The organism is Nocardiopsis endophytica, assembly GCF_027706725.1.
GTDB classification, from domain to species: Bacteria; Actinomycetota; Actinomycetes; order Streptosporangiales; family Streptosporangiaceae; genus Nocardiopsis_A; species Nocardiopsis_A endophytica.
On the sequence record NZ_JAQFWQ010000035.1, the window covers coordinates 13,632 to 31,891 of the forward strand.

Sequence of the window (18,260 nt, forward strand, 5' to 3'; positions counted from 1 at the left end):
CCCCTCGTCGATGATCTCGCCGAAAGTGCTGCCGACTCCGCCGCAATGACCGCACTTTCGTCGAGATCAACGACTGAGATGCCGGGGGAGGGGGGACTCCGGGCAGGACCTAGGAGCCGATGTGGGCGCCGTGCTCGGTGGCGAACTCGTCGCCGTTGTGGCGGTCCCAGTTGATGGACCAGGACATCAGCCCGCGCAGGCCCGGGTAGGTGCCGCGCGGGGCGTAGTCGGGGCAGCGGGCGCCGGTGGTCAGGCAGTCCCAGGCGGCCTGGACCTCGGGGGCGGCGGTGTGGCCGTTGCCCGCCAGCGGGCTCGCGGGCAGGCCGATGGCGACCTGTTCGGGGGCCAGGGGCGGGAAGACGGCGGAGGCGTCGCCGGCCACGGGGAACCCCTGCAGGACCATGTCGGCCATGGCCACGTGGAAGTCGGCCGAGCCCATGGTGTGGTAGCGGTCGTCCAGGCCGACGATGGGGCCGGAGTTGTAGTGCTGGACGTGCAGCAGCGTCAGCCGGTCGCGCAGGGCGTGGATGACGGGGAGGTAGGCCCCGGCGCGGGGGTCCGCGCCGCCCCAGGGGCCGCTGCCGTAGTGGGTGTAGCCGAGCTGGACGAAGAACGTCTCGGGCGCCATGGTCAGGACGAAGTCGGGGCCGTAGCTCTCGGAGAGCGCGCGCAGCGCGTCGATGAGGTTGACGATGACGGGGGTGGTGGGGGAGCGGAAGTCGGTGTCGCCGTCGTCCAGGTAGAGCGAGTGGCCCTCGAAGTCGACGTCGAGGCCGTCCAGGCCGTACTCGTCGATGATGGCCGAGGCCGATTCCACGAAGGCGTCGCGGGCGGCGGCGGTCTCCAGGGAGACCTGGCCGCGGGCGCCGCCGACCGACAGCACGACCTTCTTGCCGCGCGCCTGGGCGTCGCGGATCTGGGAGATGAACTCGGCCTTGTCCGGGACGCCGGGGCACTCCTGCCGCGGGCACAGGGAGAACTCCAGCCGCCCGGAGGTGGGGGTGGTGGGCTCGGCGAAGGCGAGGTGGATGATGTCCCACTGGTCGGGGACGTCGGCCAGGTCCACCCATCCGGAACCGTTGGCGAAGCTGGTGTGCAGGTAGCCGGCCATGACGCGGTCGGGCAGGGTGGACGAGGCGGCGGGGGCGGCCGCGGCGGGGTCGGGCGCCGGCCCGGCGGCGGTGCCGGCCGCGGCGCAGACGAGGGCGGCGGTGGCGGCGACGGTGCGGGTCAGGGGGGTCACGGGTGGGCTCCTCGCGGGGGTGGGAGCGGGCGGGGGCCAGAATCTAAAGGAAACTTTCCTAATAGATGTGGTGAAGGTAACCCCCGCCCCCGGGGCCGTCAACACCCCCGCACGCCACCGGATCCCCGCAGGGGCGGTCGCCGCGGCCCGTTAGGGTGTCGCGGATGGATCCCAGACAACGCTCGATCACCCTCCGTTGGGCGGTTTCCGCGGCGGTCCTCGTCACCGCCGCCGGGCTCCTCACCGCCCCCGCCTTCTCCACCGGCCTGCTGCCGCTCGGTGCCGGGGCGCTGGCCACCGGGGCCGCCGCGACCGCGCTGCTGTGGTGGACGCTGCCCTCGGTGCGCGGCGCGCGCGGCGGCCCCGCGGTCTTCCTCCTGATCTGGGGCGCGTGCGTGCTCGCCGGGACCGTCGGCGACGGGACCTCGCGGCTCGTGGAGGGCGAGGTGGCCGATCCCGCCGGCCTTCCGGGCAGCGCGAGCGGGGAGTCGTTCGGCTGGTACGCCTACGAGCCGATGGCGCCCTCGGGCGGCTCCGCCGACGGCCACCAGCGGCTCACCACGTACGAGCAGTCGCTCACGGCGGTCGGCACAGGGGTGTCCGTCGCACCCGACTGGGGCGGGACCGCGGCGGGCGTGGTGCTGGGATGGGCCGCCGGGGCGGTCGGCGCCGTCGCCTACCGCAGGAGCTCCCGGACCGCCGCCGCAGGCCACCCCGCGGGCGCGGACGGCCCAGAAGGCGACGACACGGAAGGCCCACAAGGAAAGGCTTGAGGCCCCGCGCAGCGGATCCGGCGGGGAGGCCGGGCGCAGGGGCCGCCGTCCTCGGCCCGCGCGCCCGGCCCGTGGTCACCGGGCTTCCCCGGCGATCCGGTCCCCTTCTATCCCGAGCAGGTGACAGGACAGGGCCACCCACTGCCGAGGCGTGACGAAGGCCACCACCGTTCCGCGCTCCACCCCGGCCGCGCGCAGCGCCGCGTCCACCCGCCGCGCGCGGTGCAGGCGCCGCAGTGACGCGTCGAGGGAGCCCCCGACTCCGGAGAACCCCGCCTCGACCAGCGCGCGGTAGTCGGCCAGGGCCGCCGCGGGCAGCAGCGGTTCGGGGCGCCGGACGATGCGCAGCACCCCCGAATCCACGCGCGGGACGGGGTGGAACCGGCCGCGGTGCACACGCTCCCCCAAGGTCCACTCGAACTGCGGCCACGTCAGCACGGTCAGCCTGCTCCAGCGCCCGGAGGCGCCGGTGCGCTTGCGCGCGTACTCCCACTGGGTCAGCAGGGTCGCCGACCGCAGCGCGCGGGCGCGCAGGCACCAGTCGACGATCGCGGACGTGCGCGAGTAGGGGATGTTGCCGACGACCGAGAACGGCTCGCGCGGCGCCGGGGCCGCCGTGAAGTCGGCGGTGCGCACCCGCACGCGCGGCGCTGCGGCGAAGCGCTCGGACAGGCGCCGTGCGAAGTGCGGGTCGACCTCGAAGGCGGTCACCCGCCGGTCCCCGCGCGCCAGGAGCGAGGTGATCATGCCGTCGCCCGCGCCGGGTTCGAGTACCAGCGCGTCGTCGGGCAGGTCGGCGGCGCGCACCATGCGGCGGGCCACCGAGGGGTCGGTGAGGAAGTTCTGGGACAGCGTGCGCCGCCGCGCCCCCGCCCCTTTACGGTTCTTCGCCGCGTGCTCTCGGGAGCGGCCGGGGGTCCTCTCGGCAGGGCGGCCGTTGCGGCCGGATCCGTGGATGTGCGCCATCGGGCGTCCGTTCCTGCCGCCGCGCGGTGCGGCGGCCGACAGGGACGGGCGGCACGGCGCCTCCTGCGCGGCCCGCGCCGCCCGCCCTCGTGTACGTCGGGCAAGGCGGAACAGAGCCCCGGACCGGGGCGCGGCGGTGTACAGGGGGCCGCGGGGGAGGGGCGGCGCAGGGCGCGCCGACCCGGGGGATCGGCGGCGGGCGGGTCGGCGGTGGATCGCTCAGGCCCGCAGGGCGGCGCGGAGCAGGGCCGTAGACCGCCGGGCCGCGGGGGCCGGGCGGTTCAGCGCAGGCTCAGGTGGAGGCGCCGCGTGTCAGCGGCCGACGCCCGGAACCCGGTCCGGGGCGGCGGCGCGGTCGCGGATGTAGACGAATCCGGACCGTGCCGCGGTCCGGCCGTCGATGATCGCTTGGAAGGCACCCATGATGCCCCGACCCTAGACACGGCATCTGGGCCCGGGCAAAGGGTTTTCGGCCAGGACGAGGCGTGTCCGCCGACACGCCTCCCGTGTCCGTGCGACCACCTCGGGGTGCGGATCCCGTGGTCCCCGGACGATCGGAGAACACCATGGGCGGAAGGCGCGACCGGCATCGATTCCGCTGTGGCGGGCCGGTCGCGCGAAGCGTTGCGGACCGTTTGCGTCGGCGTCGAAACGGTCGTCGGCGATGGCGCGGAGGGCTTCCCGCAGGCGGCTCGGTCCGAGTCGGGGGACCGCTGTGCCGCCGGTACCTCAGTCCTTGCGGGCGACGGCGCCGACCTGGGGGACCCAGGCGGGGCCGGTGCCGTCCGCGCTGACGTCGGGCCGCCACTGCGAGCACGAGACGACTCCGGGCGGCAGGAGGGTCAGGCCCTCCAGGAGCGCGGCGACCTGTTCGGGGGAGCGGCCCTTGATCGGCGGCGTGGCGTTGGCGTTCCAGAACTCCATCGCCTCGGTGTTGCCGCCCTCGCCGGAGTGCACGATCGGGTGGCTCACGGCGACGTGGCTGCCCGGGGCGAGCGCGTCCACGAGCCGCCGCACCAGGGCCGTGACCTCGCCGTCGTCCTCGATGAAGTTGAGCACGCCCAGCAGCATGAGCGCGACCGGCCGGTCGAAGTCCAGCGTGCGCGCGGCCTCGGCGAGGATGGGCCCGGTGTCGCGCGCGTCGGCCTCGATGTAGTCCGTCGCTCCGGCCGGGGCCGAGGCGAGCAGCGCCTCGGCGTGCACCAGCACGAGCGGGTCGTTGTCCACGTAGACGACCCGGCTGTCGGGGGCGGCCGCCTGGGCCACCTCGTGGGTGTTGTCGCTGGTGGGCAGTCCGGTGCCGATGTCCAGGAACTGGCGCATGCCCGCCTCGCCCGCCAGGTGGCGCACGGCGCGGCGCAGGAACCCGCGGTCGGCGCGCGCCACGTCCACGATGCCCGGGAACATGGACGCGACGTGGTCGCCGACGGCGCGGTCGGAGGCGTAGGAGTCCTTGCCGCCGAGCCAGTGGTTCCATACGCGGGCGTTGTGCGCGACGGACGGGTCGATGCGCGGGCGCCCGCCGTCGGCTCCGTCCTCGGCGGGCTCCGGGCGGTCGTGCGGGGAGTGGGGGGTGGCGTTCACGGCGCACACCCTAATGCGGCGCGGGCGCGCCCGCCCGCCGCCGCGGTGAGGCGGGCGCGGCCGGAACCGGCCGGGGCGCCCAGGCCCCGGCCGCGCTCCCCGGCCGCTACGGCGTCACGATCGGGAAGTCCGGATCGGGCCGGTCCATCACCTGCTGCAGGCGCGCCAGGACCGACGTGTCCCCCGCGAACTCCACCCCTTCGGTGTCCTTGCCGGTCAGCAGCGCGAACAGCCGCGGCTGGGCCAGGGTGACCGTCAGGTCCGCGTGCGGCGCGCCCTCGGGCTCGGGGCGGTGGGTCAGCACGCCGTTCGACAGCGTCATCCGGAACCGCCGCCCGGTGTCGGTGAGCACCCAGGAGACGCTCAGCTCCTCGTCCCAGGCCTTGGGGCCGTTGACCCGGATGGCCATGGAGTCGAAGACCTGCTCGGGGCTCAGGCCGGCCGCCATGCCGCCCGAGATGCCGAAGGGGTTGGGCGTGACCCCCTCGCGCAGCTCCTTGGCCCCGGTCAGGTAGAAGTTGCGCCAGGTGCCGCTCTCGGCGCTCTCCCCGAGGCTCTGGTAGACGCCGGCCAGGGCGCCTTTGGCCCCCTCGTCCTCCGGGTCGGCGAAGACGGCGTGGTTGAGCAGGGTGGCGGCGAACCTGAGGTCGCCCCGGGAGGTGTAGTCCGCGGCCAGCGCGACGACGCGGGCCGTGCCGCCCATGCACTCCACGTAGCGCTGGGCCTGCTCCACCGGCGGGTGCTCCCACAGGTGGGCGGGGTTGCCGTCGAACCAGCCCATGTAGCGCTGGTAGACCGCCTTCACGTTGTGCGACAGGGAGCCGTAGTAGCCGCGCGCGTGCCAGGCGGAGGCCAGCGCCGGGGGCAGCTCCATCCGTTCGGCGATCTCCGGGCCCGTCAGGCCCTGGTTGAGCATGCGCAGCGTCTGGTCGTGCATGTAGGCGTACAGGTCCCGCTGCTCGGACAGGTAGCGGGTGATGGCGTCCGCGCCCCAGGTGGGCCAGTGGTGCGAGGCGAAGGCGACGTCGGAGGCGCCGGCGAACAGGGTGATGGCCTCGTCCAGGTAGCGCGACCACACGCGGGCGTCGCGGACCAGGGCGCCCCGAAGGGTGAGGATGTTGTGCATGGTGTGCGAGGCGTTCTCGGCCATGCACAGCGCCCGGCGGTCGGGGAAGTGGAAGTTCATCTCCGCCGGGGCCTCGGTGCCCGGGGTGACCTGGAAGACGATCCGCACGCCGTCGACGGTCTCCTCCTGCCCGGTGCGGGTGATGTCGATGGTCGGCGGGACCAGGGACACCGTCCCGGTGGAGGCGGTCTGCCCCAGGCCGGTGCCGATCATGCCCTCGGGGCCGCGCTCCAGCGTCGCACCGGTGTGGTACATGCCGCGCCGGGCCATGGCGGTGCCCGCGTAGACGTTCTCGGCGATCGCGTGCTCGGCGAAGCCCTCCGGGGCCAGGATCGGCACGCCGTCGGGGTTGCCGGGCGGGACGACGCCCTCGGCGCCGCCGAAGTGGTCCACGTGCGAGTGCGTGTAGACCATGCCGGTGACGGGCCGCTCGCCGCGGTGCGCGCGGTAGAGGGCCAGCGCCGCGGCGGCGGTCTCGTTCGAGACGAGGGGGTCGATGACGATGACGCCGGTGTCGCCCTCGACCAGGGTCATGTTGGACAGGTCGAGCCCGCGGACCTGGTAGACGCCGTCGGTCACCTCGTAGAGGCCCTGTCTGGCGCACAGCTGCGACTGCCGCCACAGCGACGGGTTCGCGCTCGGCGGGCACTCCCGGTCCAGAAAGGAGGAGAAGACGTCGTTGTCCCAGACGACGTTCCCTTGCCCGTCCTTGACGATTCCGGGGTCGAGGGCGGCGATGAACCCGCGGTCGGCGTTCTCGAAGTCGACGCGGTCTCCATAGTCGAGGTGAGTCATGGAGGACAGATTCGCCCATTCCTTCCCGGAAGTGAATAGGCGCAGGGTAAAAACCCGCGGTGGCCCTTGGCGCGCCGGGTCGCGGAACCACTCCGAATATCCGAGAGGGCCGGTAGGAATCGTGGGAATGCGTCGGCCGGACAGGTATCCACCGCCGGGAAGGGGGCGTGTCGCCCGCGATGAGAAAAAGGGGAGGTCATCCGTTCTTCAATAAAAGGGAAGGGGGAGGTGCTGTCGCGCCCCCTTCCGGGGGCCGTGCCGCCCGGGGGCCGCCTCAAGGCGCGTCGTCGGGGAACAGGAGCCGTGCGATGGCCCGCGCCTGCGCCTGCGGGTCGTCGGTGCGGACCGCTCCGGCGAGCACGAGTGTCGCGTACCCGTGGACCAGGGACCAGGCGGCCACGCCTGCGGTCCCCGCGTCGCCGCCGCCCGCGCCCGGGCGGGCCGTGACCCCTGCGGCCAGGGCGTCGGCGGCCCGCGCCCGGGCGGCCGACAGCTCCTCGTCGTCGGCGCGGTACAGGGCGGGGTGGAACATCACCTCGAAATGCCCCGGATGGTCGAGGGCGAACCGGACGTAGGCCACCCCCATCCCGACGATCCCGCCGCCGGAGAGCCGTTCCCGGGTGACGGTGTCGGCGAGCAGGCCGTAGCCCTCGGCCGCGAGCGCGGTGAGCAGGCCGGCCTTGTCGCCGAAGTGGTGGGTCGGGGCGGCGTTGGACACCCCTGCCCGGCGGGCGAGCTCGCGCAGGCTGACCGCGGCCGCCCCGGACTCGGCGACGGCGTCGGCGGCCGCCGCCAGCAGGGTCCGGCGCAGGTCGCCGTGGTGGTAGGGCATGGCGGCCAGCCTAGCGCCGGTCTTGTCAGTGACAAGATATGCGGCGGAGAGGAGAGCGCCATGGCGCCGTTGATCTTCCTGCTCGTGGGCACGGCGGCGGCGCTGGCGGCGGGCCGGGCCGGGGTGCGGGCGCTGCGCCCCTGGCCGGTGGCCGTGCGCTGCGGCCTGGCCCTGATGTTCACGGCGACCGGGCTGGCGCACTTCGTCGGCATGCGCGAGGAGCTGGTGGCCATGGTGCCGCCCGCGCTGCCCGCCCCGGAGCTGCTGGTGGCCCTCACCGGCGTGCTGGAGCTGGTCGGCGCGGCCGCGCTGCTGTGGCCGCGGACGGCGCCGTGGTCGGCGGCGGGGCTCGCCGCGATGCTGGTCGCGATGTTCCCGGCCAACGTGTACAAGGCGGTCACGGAGGCCGGGCTCCCCTGGGACGACCGGCTGGTGCCGCGGACCCTGCTCCAAGCGGTCTTCCTCGCCGCGGTGCTCAGCGTGGTGGTGCACCACGTCCGGACCCGCCGCGCGGCCGGTCCGGATGCGGCCCCTTCCGCCGGCCCCTCAGCGGACGCGGCCCCCAGGTGATGCGTGACGTGTCTCCTCACGATTCCCGCGGCGCGACCGAGCGGAACGGCTGCCGCACCCTGGACGGCGGGGGCATGGCGGTGTTCCAGGCCGCCGACGCCTTCGAGCCGTTCACCGGCCTGCCCTCGACCGCGGCCGGATGCTCGACCACTTCCACGCCCTCCTCACGGCGGAGCCGACCGGGAGCGACGGCGAGTGACGGCCTTCGGAACCGGACATAAGAAAAAGATCTACGACATAAAGGCCGGATTGGTGGAGCGTCACTCCTGAATACAGGCCAGGCATAGGTGCGGCTACGCCGCACGCATCTTCGAACGCGCGCTCCCCGCGGCCCCTGTCCTCGGCCGATGTGGTCGGGGTGGCCGCCTCCGCCGTGGGTCGTCGAGCGACGATGTTCTCACATCTCGCTCTTAAGGAAGGGGCCGTTCAGGCCTTGGAGGAGCTGGGTGCCAGCCCCCACATCAGTGTGGCCGCACAAAGGATCGTCCCGTTGTCCGAAGAGCGTGCGGACGCGGCCGTCGTCGTACGGGGCATTGCCGATGAGGTCCGGGCGCAGACGGCTGCGCTCGATGGCTGCCTCATGGACGTCGACGGCATCGCGGCCGCATGGCGCACGGTCGAGGAGCCGCTCATCGTCGGAGAGTTCTGCATCCCGCATCTGCACCGAAGCGTCACGGAGGATGTCTTTCCTCCGGACGACGACACGCTCGGGGGCGGGGATTGCGAGAAGCTGAGCGACCTCTATGTGATCGACAGCGAGCCGCGGTTCTACGATGCGGGGCTGCACCGTCTCGAATTGCTCGACCTGGACTACGCGGAGTACGTGAACACCGTGCTGGTGACCAAGGGTGCGTGCGGATGGCAGTACCTCTTCGCGGATGTCGCCTTCGATTCGACCGAACTCCGCAGTACCGGTGCCGACCTTCAAGCGATGCTCGATTCGTTCCCCGCGTGGTTCCCGCGGCACGACTACGCGCCGCTGCGTGCCCGCCTGGAGGCCCGTCGGTAGCCCGCTGTGCGGATCCGGGCCACCGCGGCGCCGGGGAGCGAGAGGCGCACTGAGGGGTGCTGAGGGGCGCCTGTCCGCCGGGTGTCCGTACATGATGGACAACGGACAATATGTACGTATAGTCTGCGGTACGTGTTTATCGTTTCCACGTCGGGCGACCGATCGCCCGAGGACCTGACCGCGCGGGCGCGCATCCGCGACGCCGCGCTCGCCCGCTTCGCCGCGCGCGGGTACAGCGGCACGACCCTCAAGGGCGTCGCCGAGGACGCGGGCGTCTCCGTCGGACTGGTCCAGCACCACTTCGGCACCAAGGACGGCCTGCGGCGGGCCTGCGACGACTTCGCCGCCCAGACCCTGGCCAGCCTGGACGGCCTGGGCGTCACCGGGGGCGAGATCACCGACGCCGACTTCCTGGCCGGCATGTTCCGCGCCAGCCCGCCGGTCCTGCGCTACGTCGCCCGCACCATGGTCGAGGGGACCCCCTCGGCGGCGTCGTTCTTCGACTCCGGCGCCCGGGTCGCCGAGGAGTTCCTCAGCCGCACCTGGCCCGAGCGCTTCCCGCCCGGCGCCGACCGGACACGGGACGCCGCCGCGGTGATGGCCGCGATGCACCAGGCCACGGTCGTGCTCCACGAGCACCTGTCGCGCCGCATGGGCGCCGACGTGCTCGCCGCGGAGAACGCGGCGCGCATCGGCCTGGCGATGTTCGACGTCTACGGCGCCATGGCCGAGTTCACCGCCTCCGAGACCGGGAGCGCGGTGCGCAGGGCGGCCGAGGACTACCAGCACGGCACCACGCACCCACGGAAGGACGGGACCTCCGATGACCGCGACGGTTGAGACCCGGGGGCTGGCGAAGTCCTTCGGGCCGGTACGGGCCCTGGACGGACTGGACCTGGCCGTGGAGCCGGGGGAGGTGCACGGCTTCCTCGGCCCCAACGGGGCGGGCAAGTCCACCGCACTGAGGATCCTGCTGGGGCTGATGCGCCAGGACGGGGGGACGGCGCGGCTGTTCGGGCAGGACCCCTGGCACCGCGCGGTGGAGCTGCACCGCCGCCTGGCCTACGTCCCCGGCGACGTCGCGCTGTGGCCCGGCCTGACCGGCGGGGAGGTCATCGACCTGCTGGCCGGGCTGCGCGGCGCGCAGGACCGGCGGCGCCGCGACGAGCTGGTGCGCCGCTTCGACCTGGACCCGTCCAAGAAGTGCCGCACCTACTCCACCGGCAACCGGCAGAAGGTGGCGCTCGTGGCGGCCCTGTCCGGCGGTGCCGAGCTGCTCGTCCTCGACGAGCCGACGTCGGGGCTGGACCCGCTCATGGAGGAGGTCTTCCGCGAGTGCGTCGCCGAGGAGCGGGACCGGGGCCGCACCGTCCTGCTCTCCAGCCACATCCTCTCCGAGGTCGAGGCGGTGTGCGACCGGGTCACCATCGTCCGCGCCGGGCGCACGGTCGAGGCGGGCACTCTGGCCGAGCTGCGGCACCTGACCCGCTCCTCGGTCGTGGCCGAGCTGGCCGCGGACCCCGAGGGGCTGGACGGCCTGGGCGAGGCGGAGGGGGTGCACGGCCTGGAGGTCGACGGGCGCCGCGTGCGCTGCCAGGTCGACACCGCGGGCATCGGCGACGTGCTGGTCCGCCTGCACCGGGTGGGGCTGGCCGACGTCACCGTTCAGCCGCCCACGCTCGAAGAGCTGTTCCTGCGGCACTATCGGCGGGAGCCGGCCGGGGCGTCCCAGGTGCCCGGGGAGGCGGTCCGATGAGTGCGGCGGTGGTGGCGCCGCGGGCCGGCGCCGGGACCGGCGGCCCCCTGACCGGCACGCTCCTGCTCGCCCGGACGCTCTTGCGGCGCGACCGCATCGGGCTCGCGGTGTGGCTGCTGGCGGGCTGGGCCGTCGCCGCGGCCCGGGCGGGCGGCACCTATGAGGTGCTGTACCCGACCGCCGCGGCCCGGCAGGACCGGTACGACCAGGTCATGACCGATGTCCCGATGTACCTGCTGTTCCAGGGGCCCGCCTACGGCACCGGGCTCGATGCCCTGCTGGTGCAGGAGTCGTTCGGCGCCGCGACGCTGCTGGCGGCCCTGGGCGCGGTGGTCCTCGTCGTCCGGTACACGCGCACCGACGAGCAGGAGGGCCGCCGCGAGCTGGTGGGAGCGACGGCGGTGGGGCGCCACGCGCCGCTGGCGGCGGCCCTGGCCGTGGTGGGGGCGGGCGGCGTGCTGATGGGCGCGCTCACCGCGGCGACGATGGCCGCCTCCGGTATGCCCGCCGCCGGGTCGGTCCTGTTCGGGGCGGTCGTGGCCGGGGCGGTCGGGGTGGCGGCGGCGATGGCGGCGGTGGCGGCGCAGGTGTCCGCGAGCCCGCGCGCGGCCGCCTCCGGAGCGTTCGCCCTGTTCGTCGCGCTGCACTTCGTGCGCGGAGTGTCCGACCTGGGCGGTCCGGGGCTGGGGTGGCTCGGGTGGCTGACCCCCAACGGGTGGATGCAGCGCACCCGGCCCTTCGCCGGTGACCTCTGGTGGCCGCTGCTGTTGGTCGCGGCTCTGGCCGCCGTACTGGTGTGGGCCGCCTTCACCCTGTCGGACCGCCGCGACCCGGGCAGCGGGCTGCTGGCGGCACGTCCCGGGCGGGCACGGGCCCCGCGCACCCTGAGCGGGCCCGTCGGGCTGGCCTGGCGGCTGCACCGGTCGTCGCTGGCGGCGTGGACGGCGGCCACGGCCGCGGTCTGCCTGCCCGCCGCGCTGGCCGGGTCGGCCGCCATGGGGCAGTACGCCGTCGGCGAGCGCATGCGGTCGTGGGCGGCGGCGGGCTCGGTCGCGCCCTCGGACGTGCTGTTCGTCTACATCGCCTTCACCACCGTCTTCCCGATCTCGCTGTACGCGGTCCGGGCGGTGCTGCGGATCCGCTCGGAGGAGGCCGACGGACACGCCGCCCTGCTCCTGGCCGGGCCGGTGGGTCGGGTGCGCTGGGCCGCCGGCCACCTCGCGGTCGCGCTGGCCGCGCCCGTCGTGCTGCTGACCGTGGTCGGCCTGTGCTTCGGCGCGGGGGCCGCGGACGCGGGCGCGCTGCTGGCGACCGTCCTGCGCCTGGTCCCGGCCGTGTGGGTGATCGTCGGGGTCGCCGCGGCCGCCTGCGGTCTGGCCGGTCGCGCCGCGCCCGCCGTCGCCTACGGGGCGCTGGCCGTCGCGCTCACCGTGGAGTTCGGCCAGCACCTCGGGTGGCCGGAGTGGCTGTTCCTGGCCCTGTCGCCGTTCGCCCACGTGCTGCCCTTCCTCGGCACGCCGGGGGCGCCCGTCCTGGCGGCCCTGGCCGCCCTGGGGCTCGGGCTGTGCGCGGTGGGCCTGTTCGGGCTGGGCCGCCGGGACCTGGGCGCCTAGCGGATCGGGGCCCCTGTCCGCGCACTATCCTGGCACGCGTGCTCAGGGAAGTCGCGGGGACGCGGTACGTCCTCCCGCTGAGGGAGGGCGGCTCGCTCCCAGGGTTGGTCGAGGCCGATGACTTCGGCATGTACGTGGCCAAGTTCATCGGGGCCGGGCAGGGGCGCAAGGCGCTGGTGGCCGAGGTCGTCGCCGGGGAGCTGGGCCGCCGTCTGGGCCTTCCGGTGCCCGAGCTGGTGCGCCTGCGGTTCGACGCGGTCATCGGCCGGGGCGAGCCGGACGAGGAGGTGCAGGAGCTGCTGAAGGCCAGCGGGGGCCTGAACCTCGGGATGGACTTCCTGCCCGGGGCGCTGGGGTTCGACCCGCTCGTCTATGAGACCGGGCCGGAGTTCGCCGGGCGCGTGCTGTGGTTCGACGCCTTCATCGGCAACGTCGACCGCTCCTGGCGCAACCCCAACATGCTCGTCTGGCACGGCGAGCCCTACCTGATCGACCATGGAGCGACCCTGATCTTCCACCACAACTGGAAGGGTGCGGCCTCGGCCGTCAAGAGGCCCTACGACGCCTCGGACCACGTGCTCATCGGCGCCTCGCCGGACCTGGGGGCCGCCGACGCCGAGCTGGCGCCGCGCGTCACCGAGGGCCTGCTGCGCGAGGTGGTGGGGCTGGTCCCCGAGGAGTGGCTGGTGGACGAGGCCGGGTTCGGGTCGGTCGGCGAGGTGCGCGAGGCCTACGTGGAGCACCTGCTGGCGCGGGCCTCCGAGCGTGTGTGGCTGCCGGAGGTGGGCCGGTGAGCGGCGGGCCGATGGTCTTCGAGTACGCGCTGGTGCGGGTGGTCCCGCGGCTGGAGCGCGGTGAGCAGGTCAACGCGGGCGTGATCGTCTACTGCAAGTCGGCCGGGTTCCTGGAGGCGCGCTGCGGCCTGGACGCCGACCGGCTGCGGGCGATCGACCCGGGGGTGGACGTCGAGGGCGTGCACCGGGCGCTGGAGGCCGTGCGGCGGGTGTGCCGGGGCGGGGCGGAGGCCGGTCCGGCGCGCACCGAGGCGCAGGGGGCGCGGTTCCGGTGGCTGACCGCGCCGCGCAGCACGATCGTGCAGCCGGGGCCGATCCATTCGGGTCTGACGAGCGACCCGGCGGCGGAGCTGGACCGGCTGGCAGGGGCGCTGGTGGGCTGAGGGGCGCGTGCCCCGGGGCGGTGCCGTTCCCGACCGGCCGGGGCGGTGCGGCCCTCAGGTCGGTGAACAGGCCACGGCCGCTTTGGGCCCTCGGCCTGTGCCACGGGCGGGGCCGAAGGAGCGGGGAGGGTGCAGACGCGGAATGCGTCCGCGCCCTCCCCTTCGCCGTGTGCGGCGCCCGGGGCGAGCCGGCCCGGCACGGCCATTTGCTTAGTTAGGCTATCTAAGTTTATGCTGGCCGGGTGCGACGGCGACACCCCGAACTGGCCCAGCGGCTCGCCACGGCCCTGCGCGAGCTGGTCCTGCTCACCCGGCAGGCCACGGCCGACCAGAAGGTCTCCGCCCAGCAGCTCGGCGTGCTCGGATCGCTGTCGGCGGGCCCGCGGCGGATGACCGCGCTCGCCCAGGAGCACGGCGTGCGCACTCCGACCATGACCGCGCACGTGTCCCGGCTGGAGAAGCTCGGGGCGGTGGAGCGCGGGGCCGACGCCGAGGACGCCCGGGCGGTCGCGGTGGGGCTCACCGAGCACGGGCGCGACCTGCTGCGGGAGGGGCGCGCGGCGCGCGCGGACTTCCTGGGCGCCCGCCTGGCCGAGCTCAGCGATGAGGAGCGCGCGGCCGTGGAGGCGGCGCTCCCGGCGCTGCGCAAGATCGCCGCCCCCAGGGACGGGGCGTAGGCCCGCCCGGGGCCGTGCCGTCCGCACCCACCGGTTCCCCTGTCCGCATCCGGCGGACGCATGATCGAGGAGGTCGAAGGACGTCTATGTCCACGACGGATTTACCGCCCGCAGGCCAGGCCACCCCCGCGACCCGTGAGGGTGCGGGGGCGGGCCCGTGGCGCCAGCCGCTCTCCGTCTGGGCGACGGCGGGCGCCGCGGTCGTGGCGTTCATGGGCATAGGCCTGGTCGACCCGATCCTGCCGTCGATCGCCGAGGGGCTGGAGGCCTCGCCCAGCCAGGTGTCGCTGCTGTTCACGAGCTATTTCCTGGTGACGGCCGTGGCGATGCTGGTGACCGGGTTCATCTCCAGCCGCATCGGCGGCAAGGCGACGCTGCTGCTCGGGCTGGCCCTGGTGGTGGTGTTCGCCGCGCTGTCGGGCTCCTCGGGGTCGGTCGGCGAGCTGATCGGGTTCCGCGCGGGCTGGGGCCTGGGCAACGCGCTGTTCGTCGCCACCGCGCTGTCGGTGATCGTCGGAGCCGCGGTGGGCGGCATGGAGTCGGCGATCGTGCTGTACGAGGCGGCGCTGGGCGTGGGCATCGCGTCGGGCCCGCTGGTGGGCGCACTGCTGGGCGACTGGCACTGGAGGGCCCCGTTCTTCGGCACGGCGGTGCTGATGGCGGTGGGCTTCATCCTCATCACCACACTGCTCAAGGCGCCGCCCAAGCCCGCTCAGAAGACGCGGCTGGGCGACCCGCTGCGCGCGCTGGCGCACGGCGGGCTGTCCACGACCGCTGTCACGGCCTTGTTCTACAACTTCGCCTTCTTCACGGTGCTGGCGTTCACCCCGTTCGTGCTGGGGATGTCGCCGTACGGGATCGGGGCGGTGTTCTTCTCCTGGGGCGTGCTGGTGGCGGTGTCCTCGGTCGTGGTGGCGCCGCGCCTGCAGCACCGGCTGGGGCCGGTACGCACCCTGCACGTGGCGCTGGGGGTGCTGCTGGTGCTGCAGGCCGCGATCGCGGTGTCGGCCGGGCTGGACGCGCACGCGGGCGTGGTGGCGGCCGTGGTGCTCACCGGCGTGCCGATCGGGATGAACAACACGGTGTTCACGGAGGCGGCGATGGAGGTCTCCGACGCGCCGCGGCCGGTGGCCTCGGCCGGGTACAACTTCGTGCGCTGGATGGGCGGTGCGCTGGCGCCGTTCGTGGCGACGAAGCTGGGCGAGGAGGTCAGCCCCGTGCTGCCGTACGCGGTGGGCGCGGCGTGCTGCCTGGTGGCCATGGGGGTCCTGGTGGCGCGCAGGCACCACCTCGGGGCGCTGGCGGCCTGACCCCGGCGAAAATGTTTCTCTCGTGCTCCCGTGGAGGGGGTGCGGCGCGGGGGAGCCCTGGTCGGGAGGCCTGCCGGGGCTCCCCCGCGGCGTCGGCGGGGCCCGGTTGGGGCCGAAATCACGTCGTCGGGGGATGGGATCTATGCGTGAATGTGTTGGAGAGGGACGGCGCCCCGTGCCAGGGCGCCGCCTTCTTTGCGCCCCGCCCGCCCCGCCGCCGAAAGGAGCCCCCGGCGTGTCCTCCGTGTCCTCGCCCTCCGTCCCGACGCCCCTAGCAGGCCCGGAGCCGGCTCCCGGCAAGGGGCGCCGCCGCACGGCGGTGCTGGTCCTGGTCCTGGCCACCCTCACCGCGACCGGGCCGCTGGCCACCGACCTCTACCTCCCGGCGTTCCCGGTGATCGCCGAGGACCTGGGCTCCACCGAGGCGCAGATCCAGCTCACGCTGACCGCCATCATGCTCGGCATGGCGGTGGGGCAGCTCGTGATCGGCCCGCTCAGCGACTCCCTGGGGCGGCGGCGCCCGCTGCTGGTGGGCGTGGCCGTGTTCGCCCTGGCGTCGCTGGCGTGCATGGTGGTGCCCTCGGCGGGGGTGTTCGCCGGGCTCCGGTTCGTGCAGGGCGTGGCGGGCGCCGCGGGCGCGGTGATCTCCCGCGCGGTGGTCCGCGACATGTTCGAGGGCGACGACGCGGCCCGGTTCTTCTCCCGGCTGATGCTGGTGACCGGGCTGGCCCCGCTGCTGGGCCCGGTGCTGGGCGGGCAGCTGCTGCGGGTGGGGCCCTGGCAGCTCAGCTTCGCGGTGCTGGCGGTGGTGGCGGCGACCAGCTGGGTGGTGGTGTTCTTCGGGCTGCCGGAGAGCCTGCCGGCCCGGATGCGGCGGCCGCTGCGGGCCGGGTCGCTGGCGCGGACGGTGGCCTCCCTGGTGCGCGACGTGCGGTTCATGGGCCCGGCGCTGACGCTCGGACTGGCCTTCGGGGCGATGTTCACCTACATCAGCTCCTTCTCCTTCGTGTCCCAGAACGAGCTGGGGGCCACGGCGCAGCAGTTCAGCCTGGTGTTCGCGGTGAACACACTGGGGCTGCTGATCGGCACGCAGGTCAACGCCTACCTGATCGGGAAGGTGGGCACGCCGCGGCGCCTGGCCGGGGGCCTGGCGGGGATGCTGGTCGCGGTGGCGGCGCTGGGCGTGCTGGCGGCCGTCGGGGTGTCCGGCGGCTGGGCGCTGCCGGTGCTGACGGCGGTGTTCTGGTCGCTGATGTTCAGCGTCGGGTTCGTCTTCCCGAACGCCACGACGATGGCGATCTCCAGCCAGGAGCCGTCGGTGGCCGGGACGGCCTCGGCGCTGATGGGGTCGATGCAGTTCGCCCTGGGCGGGGGCCTGTCCTCGCTGGCGGGGCTGACCGCGACGGGGCAGGCGAGCCTGGTGAGCATGGCGGTGGTGATGGGCGCGATCGCGACCGCGGCCGCCGCGGTGTTCGCCGTGACCGCCCGCCGCACCGCCCGCGCGGCGGCCTGACCGCACGGCCCCGGCGGGCCGCCCGGTCGGGTGGAGGCGGGGGCGCCCGGGACGACGGCGCGTGGGCCCGGACGGATCGCATCCGTCCGGGCCCACTCTTTTCGTGTGACGGGCCGACCGCCGGGTCCGCCCGGTCAGTCCAGGTCGTCGCCCTCGACCTGGAAGGGCTGGGCCTGGCCCTGCTGGCCGGCGGGCAGCGGGTCGCCGCGCTCGGGGATGTCGTCGGCGCTGTCCGGGTCGACCTCGAACAGGGAGCCGTCCGCCGCGCTCCGGGCCAGGCCGTCCATGGAGTCGTAGGCCGAGGCGATCTGGGCCTGCTCCATGTCCGGGCCGGTGGCGCTCAGCTCCACCAGCACGCTCCCGCTGCCCATCAGCCCGTAGGCGTTGCGGGCGATGCCCTCGTAGTCGCCGCCCGGGTAGAGGCTCACGTTGGCGCCGTCGTAGGAGTCCTCCATCGCCTCGGCCGAGACCGCGACCGCCTGGCGGGACAGGTCCCGGGCGCCGTCGTCGACGCCGGGGGCGGTGGGCCACATGAGCGAGGCGGTGATCTCCTCGCCGTCGTCGTCGATGTAGCGGCCCTGCATGTGGTAGTCGACCACCAGGTGCGGGTCGAACGCGTCGTACTGGCGCCGCACCGCCGCCGCCTCGGGCACCGGGTTGTCCTCGGGGGCCAGGCTCGGCGAGTGGTAGCGGTTGGGGTCGTAGCCCACGCCCGGCTCGCCGTACTCGGGGTCGGCGTCCGGGTCGTGGTTGTAGCGCTGGTCGAGCTCGTGGCCGTCGGGGTTGGCGCGCACCACGACGGACAGGGTGACGCGGTCGAGTACGGCGCGCTCGTCCTTGCCGGGCCGGATGCCCAGGTCCTCCAGGAGTTCGAGGGCGGCGGGCGTGCCCAGCGGCTCGTTGCCGTGCTGCTGGGTGACGTACATCAGCCGCAGCGGGCCCGTGCCGACGGTGGCGTTGAAGATCGGGCGGCCCTGGTTGGTGGTGCCGATCGTGGTGACGTCGACGGCGCCCCGGCTCCGCTTCTCGATCCAGTCGAGGTGGCGGCGGAGCTCCTCGGTGCTGGGGCGGGGGTCGATGGGCCCGCCGGCCGCCTCGGGGGCGTCGGCGAGGGCGGGGGAGGCGAGGGCGGGGGAGAGGAGGGCGAAGGCGGTCACGGCCGTAACGATGCGCCAATTTCGCTTCATGGTGGGGAATTGTGCACTCTGTGCTCAACGGGGCACAAGGTGCGCACGGCACGCGCGCGGGCGCGCGCGGAGGGAAGAGGGCAAGGGGAGGGAATCGGAAGGGAACCGCGCACGCGCCCCCCGCATCGG

18 protein-coding genes are annotated in these 18,260 nt (G+C 74.3%); 11 read left to right on the forward strand and 7 right to left on the reverse strand.

Annotation, left to right across the window (positions count from 1 at the left end; genetic code table 11):
• Nucleotides 1–109: 109 nt before the first annotated feature.
• Nucleotides 110–1,243: a chitinase gene (locus O4J56_RS13950; protein ID WP_270686195.1), complete on the reverse strand. Its 1,134-nt coding sequence runs from the start codon at nt 1,241–1,243 to the stop codon at nt 110–112.
• Nucleotides 1,244–1,407: 164 nt separating this feature from the next.
• On the opposite strand from O4J56_RS13950, the gene O4J56_RS13955 reads away from it, so the two are divergent.
• On the forward strand, nt 1,408–2,016 hold the full coding sequence (locus tag O4J56_RS13955; RefSeq protein WP_270686196.1) for a hypothetical protein: 609 nt from the start codon (nt 1,408–1,410) through the stop codon (nt 2,014–2,016).
• Between the two features lie 75 nt (nt 2,017–2,091).
• Here O4J56_RS13955 and erm read toward each other — a convergent pair whose 3' ends face one another.
• From erm to O4J56_RS13975, 4 genes are all read right to left on the reverse strand, one after another.
• Nucleotides 2,092–2,826, reverse strand: coding sequence for an ErmE/ErmH/ErmO/ErmR family 23S rRNA (adenine(2058)-N(6))-methyltransferase (erm, locus tag O4J56_RS13960; protein WP_408639117.1), 735 nt, complete (start codon nt 2,824–2,826; stop codon nt 2,092–2,094).
• A gap of 885 nt (nt 2,827–3,711) precedes the next feature.
• Nucleotides 3,712–4,566: an SAM-dependent methyltransferase gene (locus tag O4J56_RS13965; RefSeq protein ID WP_408639116.1), complete on the reverse strand. Its 855-nt coding sequence runs from the start codon at nt 4,564–4,566 to the stop codon at nt 3,712–3,714.
• A 106-nt stretch (nt 4,567–4,672) separates the two neighbouring features.
• Nucleotides 4,673–6,487 (reverse strand): alkyl/aryl-sulfatase, encoded by a 1,815-nt coding sequence (locus O4J56_RS13970; RefSeq protein ID WP_270686198.1) that lies wholly within the window; start codon nt 6,485–6,487, stop codon nt 4,673–4,675.
• Between the two features lie 274 nt (nt 6,488–6,761).
• Nucleotides 6,762–7,319 carry a TetR/AcrR family transcriptional regulator gene (locus O4J56_RS13975; RefSeq protein WP_270686199.1) on the reverse strand — a complete coding sequence of 186 codons (558 nt, stop codon included), beginning with the start codon at nt 7,317–7,319 and terminating at the stop codon, nt 6,762–6,764.
• A gap of 60 nt (nt 7,320–7,379) precedes the next feature.
• Here O4J56_RS13975 and O4J56_RS13980 point away from each other — a divergent pair, with 60 nt between their 5' ends.
• Nucleotides 7,380–7,889, forward strand: coding sequence for a DoxX family protein (locus O4J56_RS13980; protein ID WP_270686200.1), 510 nt, complete (start codon nt 7,380–7,382; stop codon nt 7,887–7,889).
• Between the two features lie 16 nt (nt 7,890–7,905).
• Here the strand turns inward: O4J56_RS13980 and O4J56_RS13985 are convergent, their stop codons facing one another.
• On the reverse strand, nt 7,906–8,040 hold the full coding sequence (locus O4J56_RS13985) for a hypothetical protein (protein WP_270686201.1): 135 nt from the start codon (nt 8,038–8,040) through the stop codon (nt 7,906–7,908).
• Nucleotides 8,041–8,379: 339 nt separating this feature from the next.
• Here O4J56_RS13985 and O4J56_RS13990 point away from each other — a divergent pair, with 339 nt between their 5' ends.
• The 9 genes from O4J56_RS13990 (at nt 8,380) to O4J56_RS14030 (ending at nt 16,944) form a co-directional block, all read left to right on the forward strand.
• Nucleotides 8,380–8,898 carry a hypothetical protein gene (locus O4J56_RS13990; RefSeq protein WP_270686202.1) on the forward strand — a complete coding sequence of 173 codons (519 nt, stop codon included), beginning with the start codon at nt 8,380–8,382 and terminating at the stop codon, nt 8,896–8,898.
• A 132-nt stretch (nt 8,899–9,030) separates the two neighbouring features.
• Complete coding sequence (locus O4J56_RS13995; protein ID WP_270686203.1) at nt 9,031–9,738, forward strand: TetR/AcrR family transcriptional regulator; 708 nt, start codon at nt 9,031–9,033, stop codon at nt 9,736–9,738.
• Nucleotides 9,722–10,654: an ABC transporter ATP-binding protein gene (locus tag O4J56_RS14000; protein WP_270686204.1), complete on the forward strand. Its 933-nt coding sequence runs from the start codon at nt 9,722–9,724 to the stop codon at nt 10,652–10,654. Before O4J56_RS13995 ends, O4J56_RS14000 begins: the two co-directional genes overlap by 17 nt.
• Nucleotides 10,651–12,267, forward strand: coding sequence for an antibiotic ABC transporter (locus O4J56_RS14005; RefSeq protein ID WP_270686205.1), 1,617 nt, complete (start codon nt 10,651–10,653; stop codon nt 12,265–12,267). Before O4J56_RS14000 ends, O4J56_RS14005 begins: the two co-directional genes overlap by 4 nt.
• 26 nt (nt 12,268–12,293) lie before the next feature.
• A complete protein-coding gene (locus O4J56_RS14010) occupies nt 12,294–13,061 on the forward strand; it encodes a HipA family kinase (RefSeq protein WP_270686232.1) in 768 nt (255 codons plus the stop codon).
• Between the two features lie 11 nt (nt 13,062–13,072).
• Nucleotides 13,073–13,444: a DUF3037 domain-containing protein gene (locus O4J56_RS14015; protein WP_270686233.1), complete on the forward strand. Its 372-nt coding sequence runs from the start codon at nt 13,073–13,075 to the stop codon at nt 13,442–13,444.
• Between the two features lie 242 nt (nt 13,445–13,686).
• Complete coding sequence (locus tag O4J56_RS14020) at nt 13,687–14,121, forward strand: MarR family winged helix-turn-helix transcriptional regulator (RefSeq protein ID WP_270686206.1); 435 nt, start codon at nt 13,687–13,689, stop codon at nt 14,119–14,121.
• 86 nt (nt 14,122–14,207) lie between these two features.
• Nucleotides 14,208–15,431: an MFS transporter gene (locus O4J56_RS14025; protein WP_270686207.1), complete on the forward strand. Its 1,224-nt coding sequence runs from the start codon at nt 14,208–14,210 to the stop codon at nt 15,429–15,431.
• A gap of 244 nt (nt 15,432–15,675) precedes the next feature.
• Complete coding sequence (locus O4J56_RS14030; protein ID WP_270686234.1) at nt 15,676–16,944, forward strand: multidrug effflux MFS transporter; 1,269 nt, start codon at nt 15,676–15,678, stop codon at nt 16,942–16,944.
• 134 nt (nt 16,945–17,078) lie between these two features.
• Here the strand turns inward: O4J56_RS14030 and O4J56_RS14035 are convergent, their stop codons facing one another.
• A complete protein-coding gene (locus tag O4J56_RS14035) occupies nt 17,079–18,131 on the reverse strand; it encodes a M14 family zinc carboxypeptidase (RefSeq protein WP_270686208.1) in 1,053 nt (350 codons plus the stop codon).
• Nucleotides 18,132–18,260 lie beyond the last annotated feature (129 nt).

Coding starts and splice junctions, on each gene's coding strand:
- O4J56_RS14015 (WP_270686233.1), top strand. CDS start 13,073: ATGGTCTTCGAGTACGCGCTGGTGCGGGTGGTCCCGCGGCTGGAGCGC.
- O4J56_RS14025 (WP_270686207.1), top strand. CDS start 14,208: ATGTCCACGACGGATTTACCGCCCGCAGGCCAGGCCACCCCCGCGACC.
- erm (WP_408639117.1), bottom strand. CDS start 2,826: ATGGTGCGCGCCGCCGACCTGCCCGACGACGCGCTGGTACTCGAACCC.
- O4J56_RS13970 (WP_270686198.1), bottom strand. CDS start 6,487: ATGACTCACCTCGACTATGGAGACCGCGTCGACTTCGAGAACGCCGAC.
- O4J56_RS13975 (WP_270686199.1), bottom strand. CDS start 7,319: ATGCCCTACCACCACGGCGACCTGCGCCGGACCCTGCTGGCGGCGGCC.
- O4J56_RS13980 (WP_270686200.1), top strand. CDS start 7,380: ATGGCGCCGTTGATCTTCCTGCTCGTGGGCACGGCGGCGGCGCTGGCG.
- O4J56_RS14035 (WP_270686208.1), bottom strand. CDS start 18,131: ATGAAGCGAAATTGGCGCATCGTTACGGCCGTGACCGCCTTCGCCCTC.
- O4J56_RS14005 (WP_270686205.1), top strand. CDS start 10,651: ATGAGTGCGGCGGTGGTGGCGCCGCGGGCCGGCGCCGGGACCGGCGGC.
- O4J56_RS13955 (WP_270686196.1), top strand. CDS start 1,408: ATGGATCCCAGACAACGCTCGATCACCCTCCGTTGGGCGGTTTCCGCG.
- O4J56_RS14000 (WP_270686204.1), top strand. CDS start 9,722: ATGACCGCGACGGTTGAGACCCGGGGGCTGGCGAAGTCCTTCGGGCCG.